The 19990-nt window shown below is 57.2% G+C and carries 18 protein-coding genes; 11 read left to right on the forward strand and 7 right to left on the reverse strand.

The features are described from left to right. Positions 1 to 6: 6 nt before the first annotated feature. The 3 genes from L1P08_RS07220 to L1P08_RS07230 are packed head-to-tail and all read right to left on the reverse strand — an operon-like array spanning position 7 to position 3148. Complete coding sequence (locus L1P08_RS07220) at positions 7 to 384, reverse strand: Na+/H+ antiporter subunit C (RefSeq protein WP_303619325.1); 378 nt, start codon at positions 382 to 384, stop codon at positions 7 to 9. Then, positions 384 to 806, reverse strand: coding sequence for a Na(+)/H(+) antiporter subunit B (locus L1P08_RS07225; protein ID WP_303619326.1), 423 nt, complete (start codon positions 804 to 806; stop codon positions 384 to 386). Before L1P08_RS07225 ends, L1P08_RS07220 begins: the two co-directional genes overlap by 1 nt. Continuing rightward, entirely contained in the window at positions 803 to 3148 is a 2346-nt protein-coding gene (locus L1P08_RS07230) for a putative monovalent cation/H+ antiporter subunit A (RefSeq protein ID WP_303619511.1), read from the reverse strand. Before L1P08_RS07230 ends, L1P08_RS07225 begins: the two co-directional genes overlap by 4 nt. 262 nt (positions 3149 to 3410) lie before the next feature. On the opposite strand from L1P08_RS07230, the gene msrB reads away from it, so the two are divergent. From msrB to L1P08_RS07250, 4 genes are all read left to right on the forward strand, one after another. Beyond that, entirely contained in the window at positions 3411 to 3809 is a 399-nt protein-coding gene (gene msrB / locus L1P08_RS07235; RefSeq protein ID WP_303619327.1) for a peptide-methionine (R)-S-oxide reductase MsrB, read from the forward strand. A 57-nt stretch (positions 3810 to 3866) separates the two neighbouring features. Beyond that, entirely contained in the window at positions 3867 to 5963 is a 2097-nt protein-coding gene (locus L1P08_RS07240; RefSeq protein WP_303619328.1) for a S9 family peptidase, read from the forward strand. 85 nt (positions 5964 to 6048) lie between these two features. Then, a complete protein-coding gene (locus L1P08_RS07245; RefSeq protein ID WP_303619329.1) occupies positions 6049 to 6645 on the forward strand; it encodes a superoxide dismutase in 597 nt (198 codons plus the stop codon). Between the two features lie 141 nt (positions 6646 to 6786). Then, positions 6787 to 7326, forward strand: a complete 540-nt coding sequence (locus L1P08_RS07250; RefSeq protein WP_303619330.1) for a response regulator — start codon at positions 6787 to 6789, stop codon at positions 7324 to 7326. 3 nt (positions 7327 to 7329) lie between these two features. On the opposite strand, the gene L1P08_RS07255 is transcribed toward L1P08_RS07250, so the two are convergent. Both L1P08_RS07255 and L1P08_RS07260 read right to left on the reverse strand, forming a co-directional pair. Beyond that, positions 7330 to 7884, reverse strand: a complete 555-nt coding sequence (locus L1P08_RS07255; protein ID WP_303619331.1) for a hypothetical protein — start codon at positions 7882 to 7884, stop codon at positions 7330 to 7332. A 5-nt stretch (positions 7885 to 7889) separates the two neighbouring features. Next, the gene (locus L1P08_RS07260; RefSeq protein WP_303619332.1) at positions 7890 to 9428 is read right to left on the reverse strand and encodes a helicase HerA-like C-terminal domain-containing protein; all 1539 of its coding nucleotides are present in this window, start codon (positions 9426 to 9428) and stop codon (positions 7890 to 7892) included. A 168-nt stretch (positions 9429 to 9596) separates the two neighbouring features. On the opposite strand from L1P08_RS07260, the gene L1P08_RS07265 reads away from it, so the two are divergent. Both L1P08_RS07265 and L1P08_RS07270 read left to right on the forward strand, forming a co-directional pair. Then, positions 9597 to 9923: a heavy metal-binding domain-containing protein gene (locus tag L1P08_RS07265; protein ID WP_303619333.1), complete on the forward strand. Its 327-nt coding sequence runs from the start codon at positions 9597 to 9599 to the stop codon at positions 9921 to 9923. Positions 9924 to 10057: 134 nt separating this feature from the next. Continuing rightward, positions 10058 to 11335, forward strand: a complete 1278-nt coding sequence (locus L1P08_RS07270) for a TIGR03808 family TAT-translocated repetitive protein (RefSeq protein ID WP_303619334.1) — start codon at positions 10058 to 10060, stop codon at positions 11333 to 11335. Here the strand turns inward: L1P08_RS07270 and L1P08_RS07275 are convergent. After that, positions 11332 to 12348 (reverse strand): asparaginase, encoded by a 1017-nt coding sequence (locus tag L1P08_RS07275; RefSeq protein ID WP_303619335.1) that lies wholly within the window; start codon positions 12346 to 12348, stop codon positions 11332 to 11334. The genes L1P08_RS07270 and L1P08_RS07275 overlap by 4 nt on opposite strands. Before the next feature lie 82 nt (positions 12349 to 12430). Next, on the reverse strand, positions 12431 to 12769 hold the full coding sequence (locus L1P08_RS07280) for an SH3 domain-containing protein (protein WP_303619336.1): 339 nt from the start codon (positions 12767 to 12769) through the stop codon (positions 12431 to 12433). 184 nt (positions 12770 to 12953) lie between these two features. Between L1P08_RS07280 and L1P08_RS07285 the strand changes: the two genes are divergently transcribed. The 5 genes from L1P08_RS07285 to L1P08_RS07305 all read left to right on the forward strand — a co-directional run bounded on the left by L1P08_RS07285 (position 12954) and on the right by L1P08_RS07305 (position 19979). Beyond that, positions 12954 to 13811: an NAD-dependent epimerase/dehydratase family protein gene (locus L1P08_RS07285; protein ID WP_303619337.1), complete on the forward strand. Its 858-nt coding sequence runs from the start codon at positions 12954 to 12956 to the stop codon at positions 13809 to 13811. Positions 13812 to 14279: 468 nt separating this feature from the next. Continuing rightward, a complete protein-coding gene (locus L1P08_RS07290) occupies positions 14280 to 15668 on the forward strand; it encodes a TolC family protein (RefSeq protein WP_303619338.1) in 1389 nt (462 codons plus the stop codon). A gap of 135 nt (positions 15669 to 15803) precedes the next feature. After that, positions 15804 to 18044: a type I secretion system permease/ATPase gene (locus L1P08_RS07295; RefSeq protein ID WP_303619339.1), complete on the forward strand. Its 2241-nt coding sequence runs from the start codon at positions 15804 to 15806 to the stop codon at positions 18042 to 18044. Continuing rightward, positions 18041 to 19363, forward strand: coding sequence for an HlyD family type I secretion periplasmic adaptor subunit (locus L1P08_RS07300; protein ID WP_303619340.1), 1323 nt, complete (start codon positions 18041 to 18043; stop codon positions 19361 to 19363). The genes L1P08_RS07295 and L1P08_RS07300 overlap by 4 nt, the downstream gene beginning before the upstream one ends. Continuing rightward, positions 19353 to 19979, forward strand: coding sequence for a ribbon-helix-helix domain-containing protein (locus tag L1P08_RS07305; RefSeq protein WP_303619341.1), 627 nt, complete (start codon positions 19353 to 19355; stop codon positions 19977 to 19979). Before L1P08_RS07300 ends, L1P08_RS07305 begins: the two co-directional genes overlap by 11 nt. Positions 19980 to 19990 lie beyond the last annotated feature (11 nt).

A 19990-nucleotide genomic window follows, 5' to 3' on the forward strand; every position in this document is an offset into this window, starting at 1 on the left:
TCTGCCTCAGTAACTCAATGGTGGTCGCGGCGCATGCTCGGGCTCGGCGATGCGCATGGTGTCGGTATTGTCAGCATCCAGTTCCTGATAAGCGCGATAACCGAGAACCAGGAGAAATGTAAACAACGCAAAACCAATAACGATTGCCGTCAGGATCAGCGCCTGCGGCAAAGGGTTGGCGAAAGGTTCAACCAGTTGCACACCGCCCTCGGGTACAATCGGGGGCACCTCACGGGTCAGCCGTCCGGCGGTAAAAATCAGCAGGTTGACCGCATTGCCCAGAATGCCGACACCCAGCAACATGCGGATAACCGATTTGGACAGCAGCAGATAAACGGCTGTAGCAAAGAACATGCCGACAAGGGCTGCGAGCGCAAATTCCATCAGTGCTCTCCCTCGTCTTCTTCAAGTGCCAGCGCGACCGCAGAAATTGTGCCGAGCACCACAAAATATACGCCGATATCGAAAACCATCGGGGTCGATATCGCCACTTCGGTGTCGACGATTTCGAAGAACGTCCAAATTCCAGTCAGGAATGGCACCTGATACCCAAGGGAGACCAAACCGGCGCACCCAGCAATAAAAACCCCGAAACCGGCAATAGAGACCGGATCAACTTTCAGGGCTGCCCGCACTTCCGTGACACCAGCAGCGATGCCATAAATGGCGACAGCGGAGGCAGCGATCAGGCCGCCAATAAAGCCGCCACCCGGCTCGTTGTGGCCGCGCAGCAGCACAAATACCGAAAACACCAGCATGATTGCCGTCAGCACCGGCGCAATCGTGCGAAAAATCACCGTGTTCATGCGCGCGCCTCCTTCTTGGTGGTTCGGCTTGTCTTTTGCGCCGCCCCTGCCCGCTTGCGGGCAGTCGTGACGCGACGCTTGGGACCGCCAGCGCGGATGCGGATCAGGGCAAGAATGGCGATGCCGGTGGTCATGACCACAGCAATCTCACCGAGAGTATCAAGACCACGATAGTCGACCAGAATAACGTTGACGATGTTATGACCGTGGGCAATCGCGACACTCGTCTGGGCAAAGAAATCGGTCAGGCGAAGATCAAGGTCATGCTGCAGAACGGACATCAGCAAGAGCATGACACCGGCACCGCAAATAATCGCCAGCGACCCATCCCGGAGCACTTCTTCCAGCACACGGCTGTCGCGCTGCTCGAGATGCAGCCGGGTCATCACAAGGGTCAGAATAACCACCGACAGGGTCTCAACCATGAACTGGGTAAAGCTGAGGTCAGGTGCCCCGAACAGCATGAAAATCAAGGCTACGGCGAAGCCCTGAATGCCCAGCGAGACGATCGCTATCAATCGCGTGCGGGCAATCAGCACAGCCACAAGGCCCGACATCGCGATCAGGCCCACGCCCCATTCATAGAAGGTCAACTGCGGGAACTGAGGTACGGACGGCACACCATTGAGCACCAGCATGGGCACAAACAGCGCCAGCGCCAGCGCGGCAAAAACCACAATCAGATAAAGCTCAAGCCGCCCATGATGCCAGATACGCGTCACGGCGTCGGCAAACCGGATCAGGCCAAACATCACGCTGTCGAAACCGGCATCGAAATTCCAGCGCACGGCGCTCTCGATGCGGCGCAATATCTTGCGGATATCGTCAAGCCGCCAGAACATCAATGCACCCAACACCCAGGTTGCAACCGAGAGCAGGATCATTGGATTGAGGAAGATTTCCAGCCCCATCTTCAGATGGCTTTCGACTTCAATATTATAGATGGTCGAGGCTGTGGGCACGAGGAAATAGTGCCCCAGAACATCCGGCAGCAAGCCTGCAGCAAGCGCCAGCAAACCAAACATCACCGGCCCTATCAGCAAGGCCAGCGAGCCTTCATGCGGCTTGAGCGGCGTGGGCTTCAGTCCGCCAAAGAAGGGCTTGATGGCAATGGCTGCACCAACGACCAGCATCAGCGCATTGCCCACGATCAAAACCACCAGCACCGCAATGCTCCAGGCATTCGGATTCATCAGCGCGAGGTACATTTCCTCTTTGGCCAGAAAGCCGATTGCCGGCGGCAGACCCGCCATGGAAACCGCCGCAAGGATGGCGACAAAAAACGTTACCGGCATCAAGCCACGCAAGCCGCCCAGCTCGGTGATTTCGCGGGTGCCGGTGCCATGGTCGATAATACCCGCGATGAGGAACAGCGCGGCTTTATAGAGCGCGTGCGCAATCAGATAGACGACCATTGCTGCGATTGCGGTTTCGGTACCAATACCAATCAGCAGCACCAAAAGACCCAGCGAAGCCACGGTGGTTTGTGCCAGCATCTGCTTCATGTCGGTTTGGCGTAGCGCCAGCGTGGCGCCGTAAAGCAGCGTGACGCCGCCAAACAGCACCAAGACGACCGTCCATTCGTAAGTGCCGCCGAGTGTCGGGTTCATCCGCGCCAGCAGATAAACACCGGCCTTGACCATGGTTGCCGAATGCAGGAAGGCAGAAACCGGCGTCGGCGCTTCCATGGCGTTGGGTAGCCAGAAATGGAACGGGAACTGCGCCGATTTGGTGAAGGCGGCGAGGCAGAACAGCGCGAGGATAGCGGGATAAAAACCAGCTTCCTGCAGCGCGGGACCATAGCCGCGCATCATGCTCATCTCCCACACACCTGTGACTTTTTGCAACAGGATCGCACCCACCAGCAAAGCCAGACCGCCAGCATTGGTAATCACCAGCGCCTGAATGGCCGCGCGCCGCGAGGCTTGTCTTGTGTGGTCAAAACCGATCAGCAGGAACGAGGTGATCGAGGTCAGTTCCCAGAAAATGAACATGACCAGCAGGCTGTCCGCCAGAACGAGGCCCAGCATCGACCCCATAAACATCAGAATAAACGCAAAGAAGCGCCCCTGATGGTGATGCCCTTTGAGATAGGCACCCGAATAGATGACGATAATTGTGCCGATGCCCGAAATCAGCAGGCCGAAAGTAAGGCTCAGCCCATCGATGAAGAATGAAAGGTTCAGGTTATATGCGGGAACCCATTCTATAACCGCCTGCACAAATCCATGATTGGAAATCGGCTCAACGAAGCCAAGCAGAAACACAAAAATGCTGGCGGGCACAATGGCCAGTATCCAACCGGCAGAATATCCAGCAAATCGATGGATAAAGGGTGCCATGAATGCTGCCAGAAACGGCGCAATCGGGATTAGCGCGATGGTAAAATCGAGACTAGGGGGCAAATCGGCCTCGCAAAACCTTTGTAAATCGGATTTCCGCCCGATTGAACCAGTCGAATCATCACAGCAAACTTAACCGTTCACTCAAACAGGACAAGGTAATTGCCCCAAAGGCGCCGTACAAAAATTTGTTATACTCAGATTTTGAGTGGAAATTGCTGCCGGGGACACCTACATCCGTCGAGAAGAAGGAGTGATGAGCATGATCAATAAAGTTCAGAAATCCAAAGAAGAATGGCGGGAACAGCTGACACCGGATCAGTTTCGCATTACCCGCGAAAGTGGCACTGAACGTGCGTTCACCAGCCCGCTCAACCTCGAAAAGCGCGACGGTGTTTTCCATTGCGTATCGTGCAATGCGCCCTTGTTTGAAAGCGCGACCAAATTTGATTCCGGTACCGGCTGGCCCAGCTTTTACCAACCCGTCAGCCCTGAAGCCGTTACCGAACATGAGGACCGGGGCCTGTTTACCCGCCGAACAGAAATCCGCTGCGCCACCTGCGATGCGCATCTGGGCCACGTGTTTCCGGACGGGCCTGCACCAACAGGTCAGCGCTATTGCATGAATGGTGTCGCGCTGGACTTCGAGCCGAAGTCCTGACCCGGACCAATACCCGGCCCGCTTAACTGCCTGCCTCTTTATCCGAACGGAAAAACCATGAGTAAACCGCTCCCACCCACGGCCGCCGTCAAGCCGCATTCTGATACTCGGCACGGCATTGCCCGCCAGGATCCCTATAACTGGCTGCGGGCGCATAACTGGCAGGAGGTGATGCGCAACCCTGACGTGCTCGATGCGGAAATCCGCAACTATCTTGAAGCGGAAAACAACTATTTCGAGGCAGAGTTCGGCGCGCCGCATGCTGGGCTGCAGGAGGAAATCTACAAAGAGATTCGTGGCCGCATCAAAGAAGACGACAGCGGCATTCCAACCCCTGATGGCGATTATGCCTATTTCTCGAAAATGCTCGAGGGCAAGCAGTATCCGCAACTGATCCGCACACCACGCGGCGGCGGCGCAGAGACGGTACTGCTCGATTGCAATGTCGAGGCGGGGGACGGTTATTTCGGCTTTGGCGGCGCGGCCCATGACCCGCAGCACCGTTATTTGTTGTGGTCCTGCGACCGTAAGGGATCGGAATATTATACGATTTTCGTGCGCGACCTTAAAACCGGCAAAGAACTGGATGACCAGATTGAGCGCGCTAATGGCGGCGGCGTCTGGGCTTCAGACAGCAAGAGCTTTTATTACACCGAGCTTGATGACAACCACCGCCCCTATCGCGTTTTGCGCCATGTGATTGGTACGCCGCAGAGCGAAGACAGCGTCGTTTACGAAGAAAAGGATTCCGGTTTTTTCGTCGGGGTCGGCAAGACACTTTCGGACAACTACATCACCATCAACGCCCATGATCACCAGACATCGGAAGTCTGGCTGATTGACGCCAAAACCAACGGCGCGCCGTTTGTGGTCGCACCGCGCGAGACGGGCCATGAATATGACGTGGACGAACGTCAGGGCGAATTGTTCATCCGCACAAATCATGGTGGTGCGGAGGATTTCAAGATTGTTACCGCGCCAGTGACCGCGCCTGGCATTACCAATTGGACAGAGCTGGTGCCGCATCGCGACGGCACACTTGTTCTCGATGTCGTTGTCATCATCAATCACATGATCCGGCTGGAACGCTTCGAGGGTTTGCCGCGACTTATCGTGCGGCATCTGGGCACCGGACACGAAGAGACCATCCGCTTCGACGAGGAAGCCTATGCGCTTGGCATGTCGGTTGGCTATGAATTCGACACGAACACCATCCGCCTGTCCTATTCCTCGCCGACCACGCCATCGCGGGTTTATGATCTCAATCTTGAAACCGGCGCGCGCGTTCTGTTGAAAGAGCAGCAGGTTCCCTCAGGCCATAACCCTGACGATTATGAAACCAAACGCCTGTTTGCCACTGCACCCGATGGTGAGCGGGTTCCGGTTACCCTTTTGTATCGCAAGGGCTTTGAGACTGACGGCAAGGCGCCCTGCCTGCTCTACGGCTATGGTGCCTATGGCATGTCGATGCCGGCCGGCTTTTCCATTGCCGCCCTGTCGCTTGTTGATCGCGGCTTTGTCTATGCCACTGCCCATATTCGCGGCGGCATGGAAAAGGGCTATCGCTGGTACAAGCAGGGACGGCATCAGCACAAGGCGAACACGTTCACCGATTTCATCGCCGCCGGCGAAATGCTGATCGCCGAGAAATACACCGCCGAGAAGCGCATCGTTGCGCTTGGCGGTTCAGCGGGCGGCATGTTGATGGGCGCCATCGCCAATCTGCGGCCGGACATGTTTGCCGGCATTATCGCACAGGTACCGTTTGTCGACGTGCTCAACACCATGCTCGACGACACGCTGCCCCTCACTCCGCCGGAATGGCCGGAATGGGGCAACCCGCTGGCCTCGCCCGAGGATTACGCCCTCATCGCCTCCTATTCCCCTTATGACAATGTCACCGCACAGGACTATCCGCCGATCTTTGCGCTCGCCGGACTGACCGATCCGCGCGTAACCTATTGGGAGCCGGCCAAATGGGTTGCAAAACTGCGCGCAACCAAAACCGGTGACGCCGCGTTGTTCCTCAAGACCAATATGGGTGCCGGACATGGCGGCGCTTCGGGACGGTTCGACCGCTTGAAGGAAACCGCCCTCACCTATTCATTCGCTTTATGGGCAGTGGGGTTGGCCAAAACAAAACCCGACCAGTGATTGTTGCGTCACATTTCATTGCTTATAAAGAGACTACGGCCCACGCGCCAAGGCGCGATAAATCCAACACTATCAGGAGGCTAATATGGCTTTTGAACTGCCCGATCTTCCCTATGCATATGACGCACTGGCGCCCTACATGTCGGCTGAAACGCTTGAGTTTCATCACGACAAGCATCACCAGGCCTATGTGACGAATGGCAACAAACTGCTCGAGGGTTCAGGCCTTGAAGGCAAGGGCCTTGAAGACATTGTCCGCGAGAGCCACGGCAAGAATGCCGGCCTGTTCAACAATGCCGGCCAGCATTACAACCATATCCATTTCTGGAAATGGATGAAGCCGAATGGCGGCGGCAACATGCCCGGCGAACTCGAAGCCAAGGTCAAATCGGATCTCGGCGGCGTGGACAAATTCCGCGAGGATTTCCTCGCAGCTGGCGCAACCCAGTTCGGCTCCGGCTGGGCCTGGCTGGCGCTTAAGGACGGCAAGCTGGAAGTGATGAAAACACCAAACGGCGAAAACCCGCTCGTGCACGGCGCGACCCCGCTGCTTGGCGTCGATGTTTGGGAGCATTCCTATTATATCGATTACCGGAATGCGCGGCCCAAGTATCTTGAGGCGTTTTTCGACAATATGGTGAATTGGGAATATGTTAGCGAGCTACTGGCTAACGCCAGCTAGTTTCTGGCTTTTTTTCCAGGATTGCGGACCGCCGGTGCAAGCTGGCGGTCTTTTTTTATGTGGGGTGTCGCGCGCGATCCTTTCCCTGATGTCAGTAGTAATGTTAACCTGATGTTAACTTTACACCTGAGTGCCCACATCATGTCGTCTGATCCCAAAGTCGTTGCCATTCTTGCCGCCAATGCTGCGTTTTCTTCCATTTTGCATATGGTCTTGAGTGAGCATCGCGAGCTGCGTGTCCGGGTGTTCGAGAGTGAAGAAATGCTCAGCCTTTACATGCATATAGCGCCGGTCGACCTTTTGGTCTGCGATCATGATGATGCTGACGAATCAGTGACCAGTGTCGTGCCGCGGCTTCGAGCCAAGGCGGCTCTGGTGCGGCCCGAGTTCCAGGTGATTGCCCTGACCCGCAAGGTGTCGCCAACCCTTAAGGCCAGTTGCGTTGCGGCGGGTATTGATGAGGTTATCCTCAAGCCGATGTCGCCGAAATATCTTGAGGACCGTGTGCTGTCGCGGTTGCGCGAAGGCCCGCGTCATATCGTGACCAATGCCTATGCCGGTCCCGACCGCCGCAACCGGCTGACGCCGCGTTCTGCCCCATCGGAGCGATTCGACCGGCGCGACAGCAATGTTGTGCCCCTGTTCGGTGCCCGCACCAGTTTTGGCGAGCCGCTGCGCTGAGAGCTAGCCGGTCGCCAGAACCTTTGTCAGCTTGCTCCAGAGTTCATCGATATTCTCGCTGATTTGCAGCCGCCGTTCCCAGTCGCTGGCGCTGTAGCCGTAAATGTCGGCGGCAAAGCCCCGCAAAACTTCATAGGCGCGGTTGCGGTTGAGCAAGGCGACCGGCTTTACGCTGCCCGTTTGCACCCATGTCTCATAGAGATTTGTCACTGAATCGAGAGAGCCCGGCAGGCCAAGCAGAGCATTGCTGACCTCCCCCACCCGCTGTCGCCGTTCGGCAGGTGTTGCGAACCGTTCGACTTCAATGCCTGAAATCGCCGATGGCATGGCAAAATTCTCGTCCGCGACTACCAATACGTCGCCGCCGGCAGCGCGAGCGCTTTTGACCAAAGGCACGCACAACCCCGACTGGCTGACAGGACAAATGATGCGGGCACCCTTTTTGGCCAGAAAGGTTCCCGCTTCCGACATGATGCTTGAACGGCCGGCATTGCCGGGGCCCTTGTCGGAGGCAAAGACCGCGATAGACAGGGCATTCTTGGTGACAGGGGTTTCCATTAAATCTAGCGTCCCCGTTTCAGGCTGCCAAGGATACCGCGCACAATGGAATTACCCAATTGCCGCGCCATGGTGCGTGCGAATGTGTTGACTGCCGCCTCTGTAGGAGTTTGGCGGGTCGAGCGGCGCTTTGTTGTGCGGCGGGCGGGCCGGTCATCGCGATAATCATCCTGATATCCCGTGCGGGATGAACGCGCCCGGCTTTCGGCTTCGCGCTCGGCCTCTTCCCGCTGCAGCTGCAATTCTTCTTCGCGCTGCTTCTTGCTGGCCCGTGCCTCAAGAACCTCGAAGGCCGATTCACGATCAACGAGCTGGTCGTAAAGGCCTGTCACGGGGCTTTGTGCGATGATGGCGTCGCGCTCGGCCGACGAGATCGGTGCCATGCGTGAGGATGGCGGGCGCATCAGCGTACGCCCCACAATGGAGGGGACACCCTTGGCTTCGAGGGTGGAGACAAGCGCCTCCCCGACCCCGAGCTGAGTGATCACCTCGGCTGTGTCAAAGTCGGGGTTGGGGCGGAAGGTTTCCGCGGCGACACGCACCGCCTTTTGCTCGCGCGGGGTATAGGCGCGCAAGGCATGCTGCACCCTGTTACCAAGCTGGGCAAGCACCGCCTCGGGCACATCGGCCGGGTTCTGGGTGACAAAGTAAATCCCGACACCTTTCGAGCGCACCAGCTTGACCACCTGCTCGACCTTGTTGAGCAGCGCCTTGGGTGCCTCGTCAAACAGCAGGTGGGCCTCATCGAAAAAGAACACCAGTTTGGGTTTGTCCGGGTTGCCGACTTCGGGCAATTCCTCGAACAATTCAGACATCAGCCAGAGCAGAAAAGTGGCATAAAGACGCGGCGACTGCATCAGCTCATCGGCGGCAAGAACGGAGACAAATCCGCGGCCATCGCGATCCGTGCGCATCAGGTCGGCAATATCGAGCGCGCGCTCCCCAAAGAAGTTCTCGGCACCCTGTTGTTCGAGAACCAGCAATGAGCGCTGAATGGCACCAATAGAGGCTGAAGATACATTGCCGTATTTTGCAGAGAGTTCTTTGGAACGTTCATCCATATGAAGAAGAAGCGCACGCAAATCCTTGAGATCAAGAAGTAACATGCCTTCATCATCTGCCAGTTTAAAGGCAATATTCAGCACACCTTCCTGTGTCGCATTGAGATCCATCAACCGGGCAATCAACAGCGGGCCCATCTCGGAAATCGTCGTACGGATCGGGTGACCCTGCCGCCCAAACAGATCCCAGAAAATGGTTGGGAAAGCATCAAAGCTGTAATCGTCGAAACCGATTTTGCCGGCACGTTCTGCCAGAAAATCCTTTGGCTCTCCGCGCATGGAAATGCCCGACAGATCGCCCTTTACGTCGGCGCAAAACACAGGTACCCCGGCCCGCGAAAATCCCTCGGCCATGATCTGCAGGCTGACCGTCTTGCCCGTACCTGTGGCCCCGGTCACCAGACCGTGGCGGTTGGCATATTTGAGGGGCAGATATTCCGGCTGGGTGCTGGACCCCAGATAAACCTTGTCGTCGAGAAGCATGAACCTGTGGCCTTTGCGATTTGGTTGCGAAGTTATAGCGGCCCCTTCCCTCGCCAGACAAGGGCAAGCGGGCTTAACATCACAAGCACAGTTTTTGCGCGGCTATTGGCGTTGGCCGGCGCAACACCTATTTAGCCTGACACTGGACCGGCTTGTGGAGGAACCGCCTTGCTGCTTAGCACCACGGACACTTTAGCGAATTTTGAAATTACCGAATATCTTGGCATCGTCACCGGCGAGACAATCAGCGGTGCCAATATCGTGCGCGATGTCATGGCGACCGTGACCGATTATGTGGGCGGGCGTTCTGCCGCCTATGAAGAAGAGGTGGGCAAGGCGCGGGAAAGCAGCATGAACGAAATGGCTGACCGGGCACGTCTCAAGGGGGCTGATGCGGTGATCGGGATTTCACTCGATTATGAAACCATCGGCAGCCGGGGCGCGATGATCATGGTCACCACCTCGGGCACAGCGGTGCGCTTGCGCCGGCTCTAGTTCGCATTCACCAAAATCTGCATGCGTGATGGCGTGAGCGGGGAAACGCCGTTATCATTGCGCGCATGAAAATTCGGGACGCGGATAGATTTAATATTGGCCGCCGCCGGCTCCTTGCGGGCTTGGGGGCAGTTATGGTTGGCCGCCCGGTTTCGGCGCTGGCGCAAGCCGGGCTTGATGGCCGGGATCTCGCGCTGATGCCGGATTCGGGCACGGACCAGAGTGCGGCTGTGCAACTGGCGGTCAACACTGCCGCCGAACGCGGCCTGCCGCTGATGTTGCCCGGCGGCAATTATATTGCCTCGAATATTGTCTTGCCCTCCAACCTGAAGCTTTCTGGCGTCCCCGGCGCCACTGTGCTGCATGCGGTGGGGAACGCGCCCATACTGACCGGGGACGGGCAGCAGGATATCATCATCGAGGATATCTCCTTCAGGGGCACCAGTGCGGCGGCAGACCCTGCCGACTTGCTGCAGTTCCGGGCCATATCGAATTTGCACCTGAGCCGGCTCGACCTGCAAAAAGCGGGCAGCAACGGGATTTATGCCGAAATTTGTCAGGGCATGATTGTGGATTGCAGTTTATCCGGTTTCGGGCGCAGCGCCATTCACGTGCAAAACAGCATCGACATGACCCTTGCGCACAACACTATCCGGGATTGCGCCAATGGCGGCATCAGGGTGTGGCGTTATGAAAACGGCCGGGATGGCACACTGGTCACCGGCAATAATATTTCCGGCATCGGCTCCCAGTCGGGCAATGGACAAAACGGCAATGGCATCAATATTTTCCGCGCCGACGATGTGATTGTTGCAGAGAACAATATCACCGACTGCGCCTTTTCGGCGATCCGGGCCAATAGCACCAATAATGCGCTGATACAGGGCAATATCTGCACGCACAGCCAGGAAGTGGCGATCTTTTCCGAGTTTGCTTTTACCGGCTCTATTGTTTCGGGCAATCTGATCGATGAGGCGGCACAGGGTATTTCGATTACCAATTTCGATTCCGGCGGGCGGCTTGCGGTCGTATCGGACAATATCGTGCGCAATATCTGGCCATCATCGCCAACCAATCCTGACACCAGCCCGGTGGGCATTTTTGCCGAAGCGGATACAGCGATCAGCGGCAATGTGGTTGAGAATGTGCCCGGCTTTGGCATCCTTGCCGGATGGGGGCCTTATTTGCGCAATGTGCTGGTGAGCAACAATATCGTGCGCGAGACCGAGGCAGGGATTGGGGTGAGCGTTGCCGAGGGTGCGGGCACGGCGCGCATTGCCGGCAACCTGATTTCGGACGCCAAGCAGGCGGCGATTATTGGCATGGCCTGGCGCGATCCGGTAGGCACTGATTTAAGCACGAAGCCCGATCAGTTTCCCCAGGTCAGCGTTGCGGGCAATACTGTCAGCTAGATCAGCGGATAGGCCGCGTCTGTCGCGGTCACTTTGCCAACCTCAAGCTTGCGCCAGTTGAACATGCGATGCCCAGCCTGTTTTTCCAGCTCAGCGCGTTCTGCCTCGTTTGGATGGGCAATCGCCAACAGCAATGCCGACACAACAACTTCTGCCGCCTTCATATTGCCGTCGTCGATTTTGAGCGCGAAGCCGAGGCCGCTGTCCCGAACCGCGCCACAAAAGACCCCTTCGGCACCAATCTTGAGCATAAGCCGCCCCTCAAAGGCGGTCATTACGTTGGTATCGAGCGTGTCAGAGCCCCGGACCAGGAACGGGTTGTTGCTGGCGGCGGCAAAAATGCGCTGCGATGCGCTGGCGATTTCCGGGCACAGGCCCGTGCCAGCGTTCATACGGGCAAAGCCTTGCGCAAAAGCGCGTATGGGCGCGGCCCAGGTGGGGATGGAACAGCCATCCGTGCCGCAACGGTCCGTGGTCAGAGATTCGCCGATGACTTCCTCAACCCCGGCCCGCACGAGCTGCTGCACGGCGTGATCGCGGCTGGTATAGTTTTCGATCGGGACATCGAGCGCTTTGGCCACCGCCAGCATGCCGGCATGCTTGCCGGAACAATTATTGACAATGGCCGTGGGTTTTTCGCCTGAGGCGAACAGGGCCTTGCGGGCATCGGGATTGGTGGGCGCATGTGCGCCGCATTCCAGGTCTTCAATTGTGCAGCCGATTTTATCGAGCATGCGCTGAACACCGGCGACGTGGCCAGGCTCGCCATCGTGCGAGGCGCAGGCAAGCGCAATCGCCTCATCGTCGAGCCCGAATTTTTCGACTGCACCGGACTGAAACAGCGCCAAAGCCTGCATCGATTTGATGGCAGAGCGCGGGAAAATCGCGCGCTCAATATCACCGGATGAGGCAATGACTTTACCGCTGGAATCAGCGACACAATAAGCACCACGATGGATGTTTTCGATCCAGTTACCGCGCACAACTTCGGCCAGGACAGGATTGGCTTGCATTAAAAATCCCCCGCTTCTGCGGTCACATGGACCGGAAAAGCGGGGTAAAGTCAACGGAGGTCAGTGGTTAAGTTCCGGCAGATCAATCTGTGTAAGGGTTGTGGAGCGTGAGGTAACGGGCGTTTACCCAGCCCTGCTGGTGATTGCGCTCGACCTTGCACCAGTCGGAGGCGTTTTCAACCTTCACGCACCGTTCAACCCAGACCCAGGTTTTCGGCTTCAGGGCACCGGTCTTTTTGGAATAGGCGGCGGGCCATTTGCGGATATTGAGCTGGTCCCACCAGGCAACCCCTGTGACCTGGGCTTTCTGATCCACATTATACCCGGCGGCAGAAGCAGGCGTGATGGCGAAAGCGGCTGCACTGACAATGATCATGCCGGCCAATGTTGCAACAAGCAGTCTTTCGTGATGCGGTTTCATATGTCTTCTCCCCTCCGGGTTGCGTCCTGATGTTGTCCGCAATTTAGGCACGCTGCCTTGAACCGATGCTGAGACCGCCGTTCAGCCAGCGTTCATCAAAAAATCGGCAGCCGATCCGCTTGTTTTTGACCGTCCAGGTGCTAGATTAACGTTCAACCAAGCAAAAATGAGAGAAGATGAGCACATGCCAAAAGTGGTGGTGACGGGCGGATATGGCAAACTGGGGCGTGCCTGTGTGCGCGACCTGATGGCGCATGGCTATGACGTTCTCAATATCGACATTGCGGGACCTCGCGACCAGCAGAGCCCTTTTGTGCGGGTAGACCTGACGGATTATGGGCAGGTTTATGCCGCTCTCAGCGGCGGCATTGACGAGCACCCCGGCCCGGTGGATGCCGTGGTGCACCTGGCGGCCATTCCTGCGCCGGGCATGAACCCGAATGCCGCGATTTTCAAAAACAACGTTCCCTCAAGCTATAACGTGTTTGAGGCCGCCCGGCGCGCGGGCATCAAGAATGTGGTGTTCGCCTCAAGCGAAACCGTGCTCGGCCTGCCCTTTGATACACCGCCCCCTTACGTGCCGGTGGACGAGGAATATTTCCCGCGGCCCGAGAGCGCCTATTCGCTGGGCAAGCTGCTGGATGAGACAATGGCGGCGCAATATTGCCGTTGGGACCCGGCGCTGAAAATGGCCGGCTTGCGCTTCTCCAATGTCATGGACCCCGAAGACTATGCCGCCTTCCCCGATTTTGACAAAGATGCGCACTTACGGAAGTGGAATTTGTGGGCCTATATCGACGCGCGCGATGGCGCGCAGTGCATTCGACGGGCGCTGGAAACCGATTTTACCGGTTTTGAAGCCTTTATTGTTGCCAATGCCGACGGGGTGATGACCCGGCCGAATGCCGACCTTATGGCTGAAGTTTTTCCCGATGTGCCAGCGAAACGGCCGCTTGATCCGCATGAAACGCTTTTGTCGATCGACAAGGCACGCCGGATGCTTGGCTATCAGCCTGAGCACAGCTGGCGATCAGAAACTTAAATGTTTTTAATGTTTTATATGTTTTTTACCGTAAGTGGTGACATATCGACCAACTGGTCAACCATGTGAAAGACCACGAAAGGACTTGCCAAACGGGCGCGCTCCATTTCGCGAAAATGCCATGTTTACTGGGTGTTGCGCGAGGAACACGCTCGTTTAGAATGTTCATCAAAGTCGTCTTGAGGCATTGACTAGTGTTCGTCACTGGTCAATTGTGCGGCGAATATGAAAGGACTCAGCTTGCGAGCGGAGTGCCCTGATTATCGATGAGGACACATTCCGACTTATTGGCGCGGATCATTTTTAAGCCGCCTATATAGTGGGGTATGCATCGTAATCGGGTGTTCGTTGAGTGTCGGTCTTTAGTTGCCGGACGTTTATTCTGAACTAATTGATTTCTAGATTTTTATTTTCGGGGGAACTGAATTCATCATGGGCATAATTCGTCACGGTCTGGTGGGGTTGCTGATGACAACCGCACTTATGTCTCCGAGCCTTTCATACGCGCTTTCGCTGAAAGACGCTGTTGGCGTTGCCATGGAAACCAATCCGGAAATCGGCCAGGCGGTTCAGAATCGTGAGGCGACCGAATTTGAATTGAAGCAGGCGCTGGGGCTTTACATGCCGCGGGTCGACCTTGAAGCGTCCACCGGCATCCAGCGGCTCGACAACTCCTCCCGGCGCGGTGCCGGGATCGAGAACGACCCGCTGTATCCCACAGAGATCGGTGTGGTTGCGACCTATGACATTCTTGACGGCGGGTTCCGCGAGTCCGAGGCGCACCGCCAGGCGGCGCGAATTGACAGCGCTTCCTTCCGCGTTCTTGAGCGCAGTGAACTGACCGCGCTGGAAGTTGCCCGGCTTTATTTCGAGATTTTGCTGCAGGGCCAGATTGTTGAACTGGCGCGCGAGAATCTCTCGTTTCACGAATCAACGCTCGGCAATGTGAGCGATGCAATTACCAATGGTCAGTTGACCGAGGCGGATCGCCAGCAGGCGACCGAGCGGCGCGCCGCAGCCAAAGCCTCCGTATTGCAGGCCCAGGAAGCGTTGGAAGCCGCCAAGATCGGCTTTGAAAAGCAGGTTGGCGCCAAGTTCACCCGGGCGGCATTGCCGAGCCGTGTTGGCCGTTATCTGCCCCCCAGCCTGAGCCGCGCGATTGAAGTTGCCCGGCAGAATAACCCGCGCGTGCGCATTGCTTCCGCTGATCTTGACGCCGCGGCGGCAATGGTCGACCAGGCAAGTGGCGCCCGGGGCCCCAAACTTTCGCTTGAAGGCCGCGCCAAGGTTGGCAGCGATATTTCAGGCACGGCGACTTACACGACCGACCTGCAGGGTCGGCTTGTGTTGCGCTGGAACATTTTTGACGGCGGCATCAAGGATGCCAAGGTTCAGGAAAACATCCGCCGCGAGAGCGAAGCCATGTATGCCCAGAAGCAGGCTGGCCGTGAAGTTGACGAGGCCGTGCGCGTTTCCTGGGACCGTATTCACAAACAGGGTGCGCTGGCTGCTCAGTACAATGAACAGCTTTCCGCTTCCAACGGACTGGTCTCGTCCTATCGTGAGCAGTTCACCATCGGTCAGCGTTCACTTCTCGACGTGCTCGATGCGCAGAACACCCGTTACAATGTGCAGGTTCTGGCCCGGACAGCTTCCTATAGCGCCCGGTTTGCCGAGTACCGCTTGATGGCTGCCACAGGCACGCTGCTTTCCTATCTGGGATTGGCTGGACCGGAACAGGCAACTGCCTATGCCCGCGAAATGCTGCACACGCCTTCTGCAGCCGATGCGCCGCCGCGTGACGTGAAGCCGATCGATTTCAAGTCTCCGCTAGACCTGACAGCCTTCGTGAAATGATCTCTTCGCCGACGGGTATCCGTCGGTGAGAGTTCAATCTGGTCCTGACCACGTGAAGCCGTGCAATTGAACGCCCATGTCAGGGTGTGCAGTTGGTTGGCTGTCAGGTGCCGTCCAGACGGAATGTATTGACGCATGACGGTCGACAAGAGTTCAGATAACGCCCCCCGGGAACTGCAAGCCGAAGGCGTTGAAGCGCCGGTACGTGCTGCGACACCACAGGTAACGCCTGATACGCCGCCGGCACCTGAGGCCAAATCCGACCCCCTTTTTGTCACCCTTCAATATCTTGCCCGCCGTTGGGGCCGCCCGATATCGCGGGATGTGCTGGTTGCCGGGTTGCCACTGGAAGACGGCAAACTGACCATGGCCCTGCTCCCGCGCGCACTTGAGCGGATCGGGCTTCTCGCAAGGGAACAACAGGCAGTGTTGCGCGACCTGGCTGATTTTGACATGCCGGCGCTTGTTGCGAGTGAAGCCGGGCAATTGCTTGTGATCATCGGCCGGACGGGGCCGGATGCCCTCAAATGCTTCAATCCTCATACCGGCAAAGAGCAGGTCATTCAAACCGATGACGGGGAATGGCGTAACCGGCACAAGCTGATGATCATCAAACCTGCGCCCGGCGGTCGGGCCCAGGCTTTTGACGGGATTGACCGGGGGGCCGTTAAACAGCGGCACTGGCTGCGCGCGGCACTGGCCGGGCACGAGAAAAGCCTCACAATGGTGATGCTGGCGGCGACATTCATCAACGTATTCGCGGTGGCCATGCCATTGTTCACGCTGAATGTTTATGACCGCGTGCTGCCGAACAAGGCGGTCTCAACACTCTGGGTTCTGGCGATTGGCCTGTTGACCGTTTTCGTATTCGATTTTTTGCTCAAGGTCGCTCGCGGCGCGATTATCGACTATGCGGGGCGCCGCATTGATTTCCGGCTCTCGGCCACCTTGTTTGACCGGGTCATCAACAGCACGGTTTCCGCGCGGCCAAGCTCTACCGGCGCATTTGTGAACCGCATCGTCCAGTATGAAGTGCTGCGCGACTTCTTCACCTCCCACACAGTGGTCATGTTTATCGACATCCTGTTTATGGGCGTTTTTGTTTATGTCATTGCCTCGCTGATTGGATGGGTGGTTATCTTCCCGGTGCTGGGCGCATTGATCGCCATTGTCGCAACCATTCTTATCGGCATGCGCTCGGGAGCCGCGGTCAAATCGGCATTGCAGGAATCCTCAAGCCGCAATGCCATTCTGGTGGAAGCGCTTTCGGCAACGCAAACGGTCAAGGCCACGCGGTCGGAAGGCCAGTTTCAGCGGAAATGGGAGGCCACCATCCTGGCCTCGTCCGACACCCAGAGCAAGATCAAATGGTATCAATCCTTGGCCGGGCAGATCACCGGAATCGTCAGCCAGATTTCCACCGTGGGCATTATCATCGGCGGCACCTACAGCTTTTCCGAGGGCAATATCACCATGGGTGCGATTATCGCCTCAATGATGCTGTCCTCGCGGATCATTGCGCCAATCGGCCAGATTTCTGCGGCATTGCTGCGCACACGGTCGGCAATCGAGGCCTACCAGTCGCTCGATGAAATCATGCAATTGCCTGACGAACGCACCGTACGCAGCAATTTTGTAACCCGTGAGATTTCCGCTGGTAATATCGACTTCCAGAAAGTGCGGTTTGCCTATCCCGGCATCGAACATTATGTGCTCGACCAGATTTCGTTTTCGATCAAGGCGGGCGAAAAGGTCGGCATTATCGGGCGTATCGGCTCTGGAAAAACCACACTCGGCCGCCTCATGGTCAATTTCTATGAAGCCAGCGAGGGCGAAATCCTCATTGATGGCGTTGCCATCAAACAATACCACCCGGCTGAACTGCGCCGTCAGGTGGGGCTGGTTTTGCAAGATCCGGAACTGTTCAACGGCACGGTGAAAGAGAACATTCTGCTGTCCGACCCCGAGGCCGACGACGCGCGCCTGTTGGAGATTGCCCGGCGCACCGGGGTTGAGGAATTTGTATCGCGGCACCCATTGGGCTTTGACATGCCGGTCGGTGAGCGCGGGGTGCTGCTATCGGGCGGGCAACGCCAGGCCATTGCGCTTGCCCGCACCATGCTGACAAATCCAAAAATCCTGTTTCTCGATGAACCTTCCAGTTCCATGGACATGGCCACAGAACGCCAGCTCATCGGCAATCTGAGCCGCAGCCTTGCGCCCGAGCACACGGTCTTGATCGCGACACACAGGTTCAGCCTGCTTAATCTGGTCAACCGTCTGATTGTTCTCGACAATGGGCGCATTGCGGCTGACGGGCCACGCGACGCCGTGCTGGCCCAGTTGCGCGCTGCCGGCGGCGGAGACGCACAATGAGCGAGGAACAGGACAACAAGGGCACGCAATTTTCGCTGGGGCCGGACCGCCCCCCGCGCCACTGGCTTTATATCATCATTATTATCTGCGCCTTTCTGGCAGCGGCATTGCTCTGGTCATCCAACGCGCAGATCGATGAATTAAGCCGCGCTGAAGGCCGGGTGATCCCCACGACCAAGACCCAGGTCATCCAGAGCGCTGAAGCTGGCGTTGTGGCAGAAATTCTGGTGCGGACCGGACAACAGGTCAAAAAAGGCCAGCAGCTTATCCGGCTCGATGACACCACCACCACGTCGTCCGCGGGTGAGGTGGAAGCCCGTGTGCGTGCGCTTCAGGCTCAGGTCGCGCGGCTGCGTATTGAATATGAAGGCCGCTCGGCCGATGGCTATGTCTGCCCGGACGAGGTCAAGGCCGTGGCGCCAGCCGTATGTGTGAATGAGGCCAGCCTGCTTGAGGCGCGCAACCTGACCCTTGCGCAAAGCAAACTGGTTTTGCAGCAACGGGTTGAGCAAAGGCAACGCGAGCTGAACGAGGCTGAAACGAACAAGGTGCGGCTGGAAGAAGCGTTGCGTCTGTCGCAGGAAAGCCTGGCGCTGATTGAACCACTGGCTGCCAAGAAACTGGTGTCGCAGACAGAAATGATCGCCGCCCAGCGGGATTTCAGCGAGAGCATGGGGCAACGCGATGCGGTGATCCAGTCCATCGGCCGGCTGAAAGCTGCTCTTTCTGAAGCCGAATTGCAGGCACAGCAGGCCGATTTGCAGTTTCGTCAGGACGCGTTGACTGACATGACGCTGAGGCTCGCCGAACTCTCAAGCGCTGAAGAAGCATTGCGCGGCGCCAGCGACCGGGTGAGCCGCACCGATATCCGTTCGCCGGTAGATGGTATTGTGAACGAGATCGCCGTCAATACGATTGGCGGTTTTGTTACCCCCGGCGAACGCCTGATCGATATTGTGCCGGTGGAAGACACACTGCTGATAGAAGCGCGGCTGAAACCCTCGGACGTTGCCTTTGTCTTGCCGGGCCAACCCGCCCTTATCAAGTTCACAGCCTATGACTTCTCAATTTTTGGCGGGCTTGAGGGCGAAGTTGCCAATGTTTCAGCTGACAGCATTGTCGACCCCAATACGCGGGAAGCCTATTATGTGGTGCTGATCAAAACCGGCGACTCCCTGCTCCATTACAAGAACCAGGAATTGCCGATCCTGCCCGGCATGGTGGCCACCGTCGAAATCATGACGGGCCGCAAGACCATTCTCCAGTTCCTGCTCAAGCCGATAAACAAGGCGCGGAGCGAGGCCCTTCGTGAGCGCTGAGGAACCCATCGACCTGGCAACCCGGCTTCTGGCGGAAGCAGATGATGATCTGACGCCGGAATTCAAGGTTATTCTGGTGGGGCAGAAGCGCTGCGGCGTGCGGCTGGAGCGGCTTTACTGGCGGCTTCTGGAAGAGATTGCGGAACGTCAGGGACAAAAGCGCTCGCGCTTTATCGCCTCAATTATTGAAACACATGGCGCGGGTGCGGCGAATATTGCCAGTGTTTTGCGGGCCGTTGTCGTCAAGGCCCAGGATGAAGAACGGCGACGGCTGGGTGCGCTGAGCACGCCGGGCCATGTCATTGGCCTTTTGCAGCAGGCACCGATCCCCGCTTTTGCCATCAACCGGCAAAAAAAGCTGTTGCAGGTCAATCCGGAATTCATCCAGCTCTTGCGTATTCTGGGCGGCAATTTAAGCGAGAATATTTCCGCCGATGTGATACAATTGACGCTGGATACGCCGACAGAAGACCTTTTTTCAGCTTTGCAGTCGTCCAGCTCAACACTTTGTAATTATAATATTCGGCTGGACACAAAGCAGCGCCGGGGCCGCACCAAGATTGTTGCTGTGCCTCCCGCGCCCTACTCGACGCTCAACGGATATATCGTTTCTTAATCGGATCACAT

It is taken from the genome of Mariluticola halotolerans, assembly GCF_021611515.1.
GTDB lineage: Bacteria > Pseudomonadota > Alphaproteobacteria > Rhizobiales > Devosiaceae > Mariluticola > Mariluticola halotolerans.

What these genes read in the sequence shown, in the direction of transcription:
- msrB (WP_303619327.1), top strand. Translation starts at nt 3,411, where the DNA reads ATGATCAATAAAGTTCAGAAATCCAAAGAAGAATGGCGGGAACAGCTG.
- L1P08_RS07280 (WP_303619336.1), bottom strand. Translation starts at nt 12,769, where the DNA reads ATGAAACCGCATCACGAAAGACTGCTTGTTGCAACATTGGCCGGCATG.
- L1P08_RS07225 (WP_303619326.1), bottom strand. Translation starts at nt 806, where the DNA reads ATGAACACGGTGATTTTTCGCACGATTGCGCCGGTGCTGACGGCAATC.
- L1P08_RS07300 (WP_303619340.1), top strand. Translation starts at nt 18,041, where the DNA reads ATGAGCGAGGAACAGGACAACAAGGGCACGCAATTTTCGCTGGGGCCG.
- L1P08_RS07240 (WP_303619328.1), top strand. Translation starts at nt 3,867, where the DNA reads ATGAGTAAACCGCTCCCACCCACGGCCGCCGTCAAGCCGCATTCTGAT.
- L1P08_RS07250 (WP_303619330.1), top strand. Translation starts at nt 6,787, where the DNA reads ATGTCGTCTGATCCCAAAGTCGTTGCCATTCTTGCCGCCAATGCTGCG.
- L1P08_RS07260 (WP_303619332.1), bottom strand. Translation starts at nt 9,428, where the DNA reads ATGCTTCTCGACGACAAGGTTTATCTGGGGTCCAGCACCCAGCCGGAA.
- L1P08_RS07220 (WP_303619325.1), bottom strand. Translation starts at nt 384, where the DNA reads ATGGAATTTGCGCTCGCAGCCCTTGTCGGCATGTTCTTTGCTACAGCC.
- L1P08_RS07295 (WP_303619339.1), top strand. Translation starts at nt 15,804, where the DNA reads ATGACGGTCGACAAGAGTTCAGATAACGCCCCCCGGGAACTGCAAGCC.
- L1P08_RS07245 (WP_303619329.1), top strand. Translation starts at nt 6,049, where the DNA reads ATGGCTTTTGAACTGCCCGATCTTCCCTATGCATATGACGCACTGGCG.
- L1P08_RS07290 (WP_303619338.1), top strand. Translation starts at nt 14,280, where the DNA reads ATGACAACCGCACTTATGTCTCCGAGCCTTTCATACGCGCTTTCGCTG.
- L1P08_RS07285 (WP_303619337.1), top strand. Translation starts at nt 12,954, where the DNA reads ATGCCAAAAGTGGTGGTGACGGGCGGATATGGCAAACTGGGGCGTGCC.
- L1P08_RS07275 (WP_303619335.1), bottom strand. Translation starts at nt 12,348, where the DNA reads ATGCAAGCCAATCCTGTCCTGGCCGAAGTTGTGCGCGGTAACTGGATC.
- L1P08_RS07270 (WP_303619334.1), top strand. Translation starts at nt 10,058, where the DNA reads ATGGTTGGCCGCCCGGTTTCGGCGCTGGCGCAAGCCGGGCTTGATGGC.
- L1P08_RS07230 (WP_303619511.1), bottom strand. Translation starts at nt 3,148, where the DNA reads ATGGCACCCTTTATCCATCGATTTGCTGGATATTCTGCCGGTTGGATA.
- L1P08_RS07255 (WP_303619331.1), bottom strand. Translation starts at nt 7,884, where the DNA reads ATGGAAACCCCTGTCACCAAGAATGCCCTGTCTATCGCGGTCTTTGCC.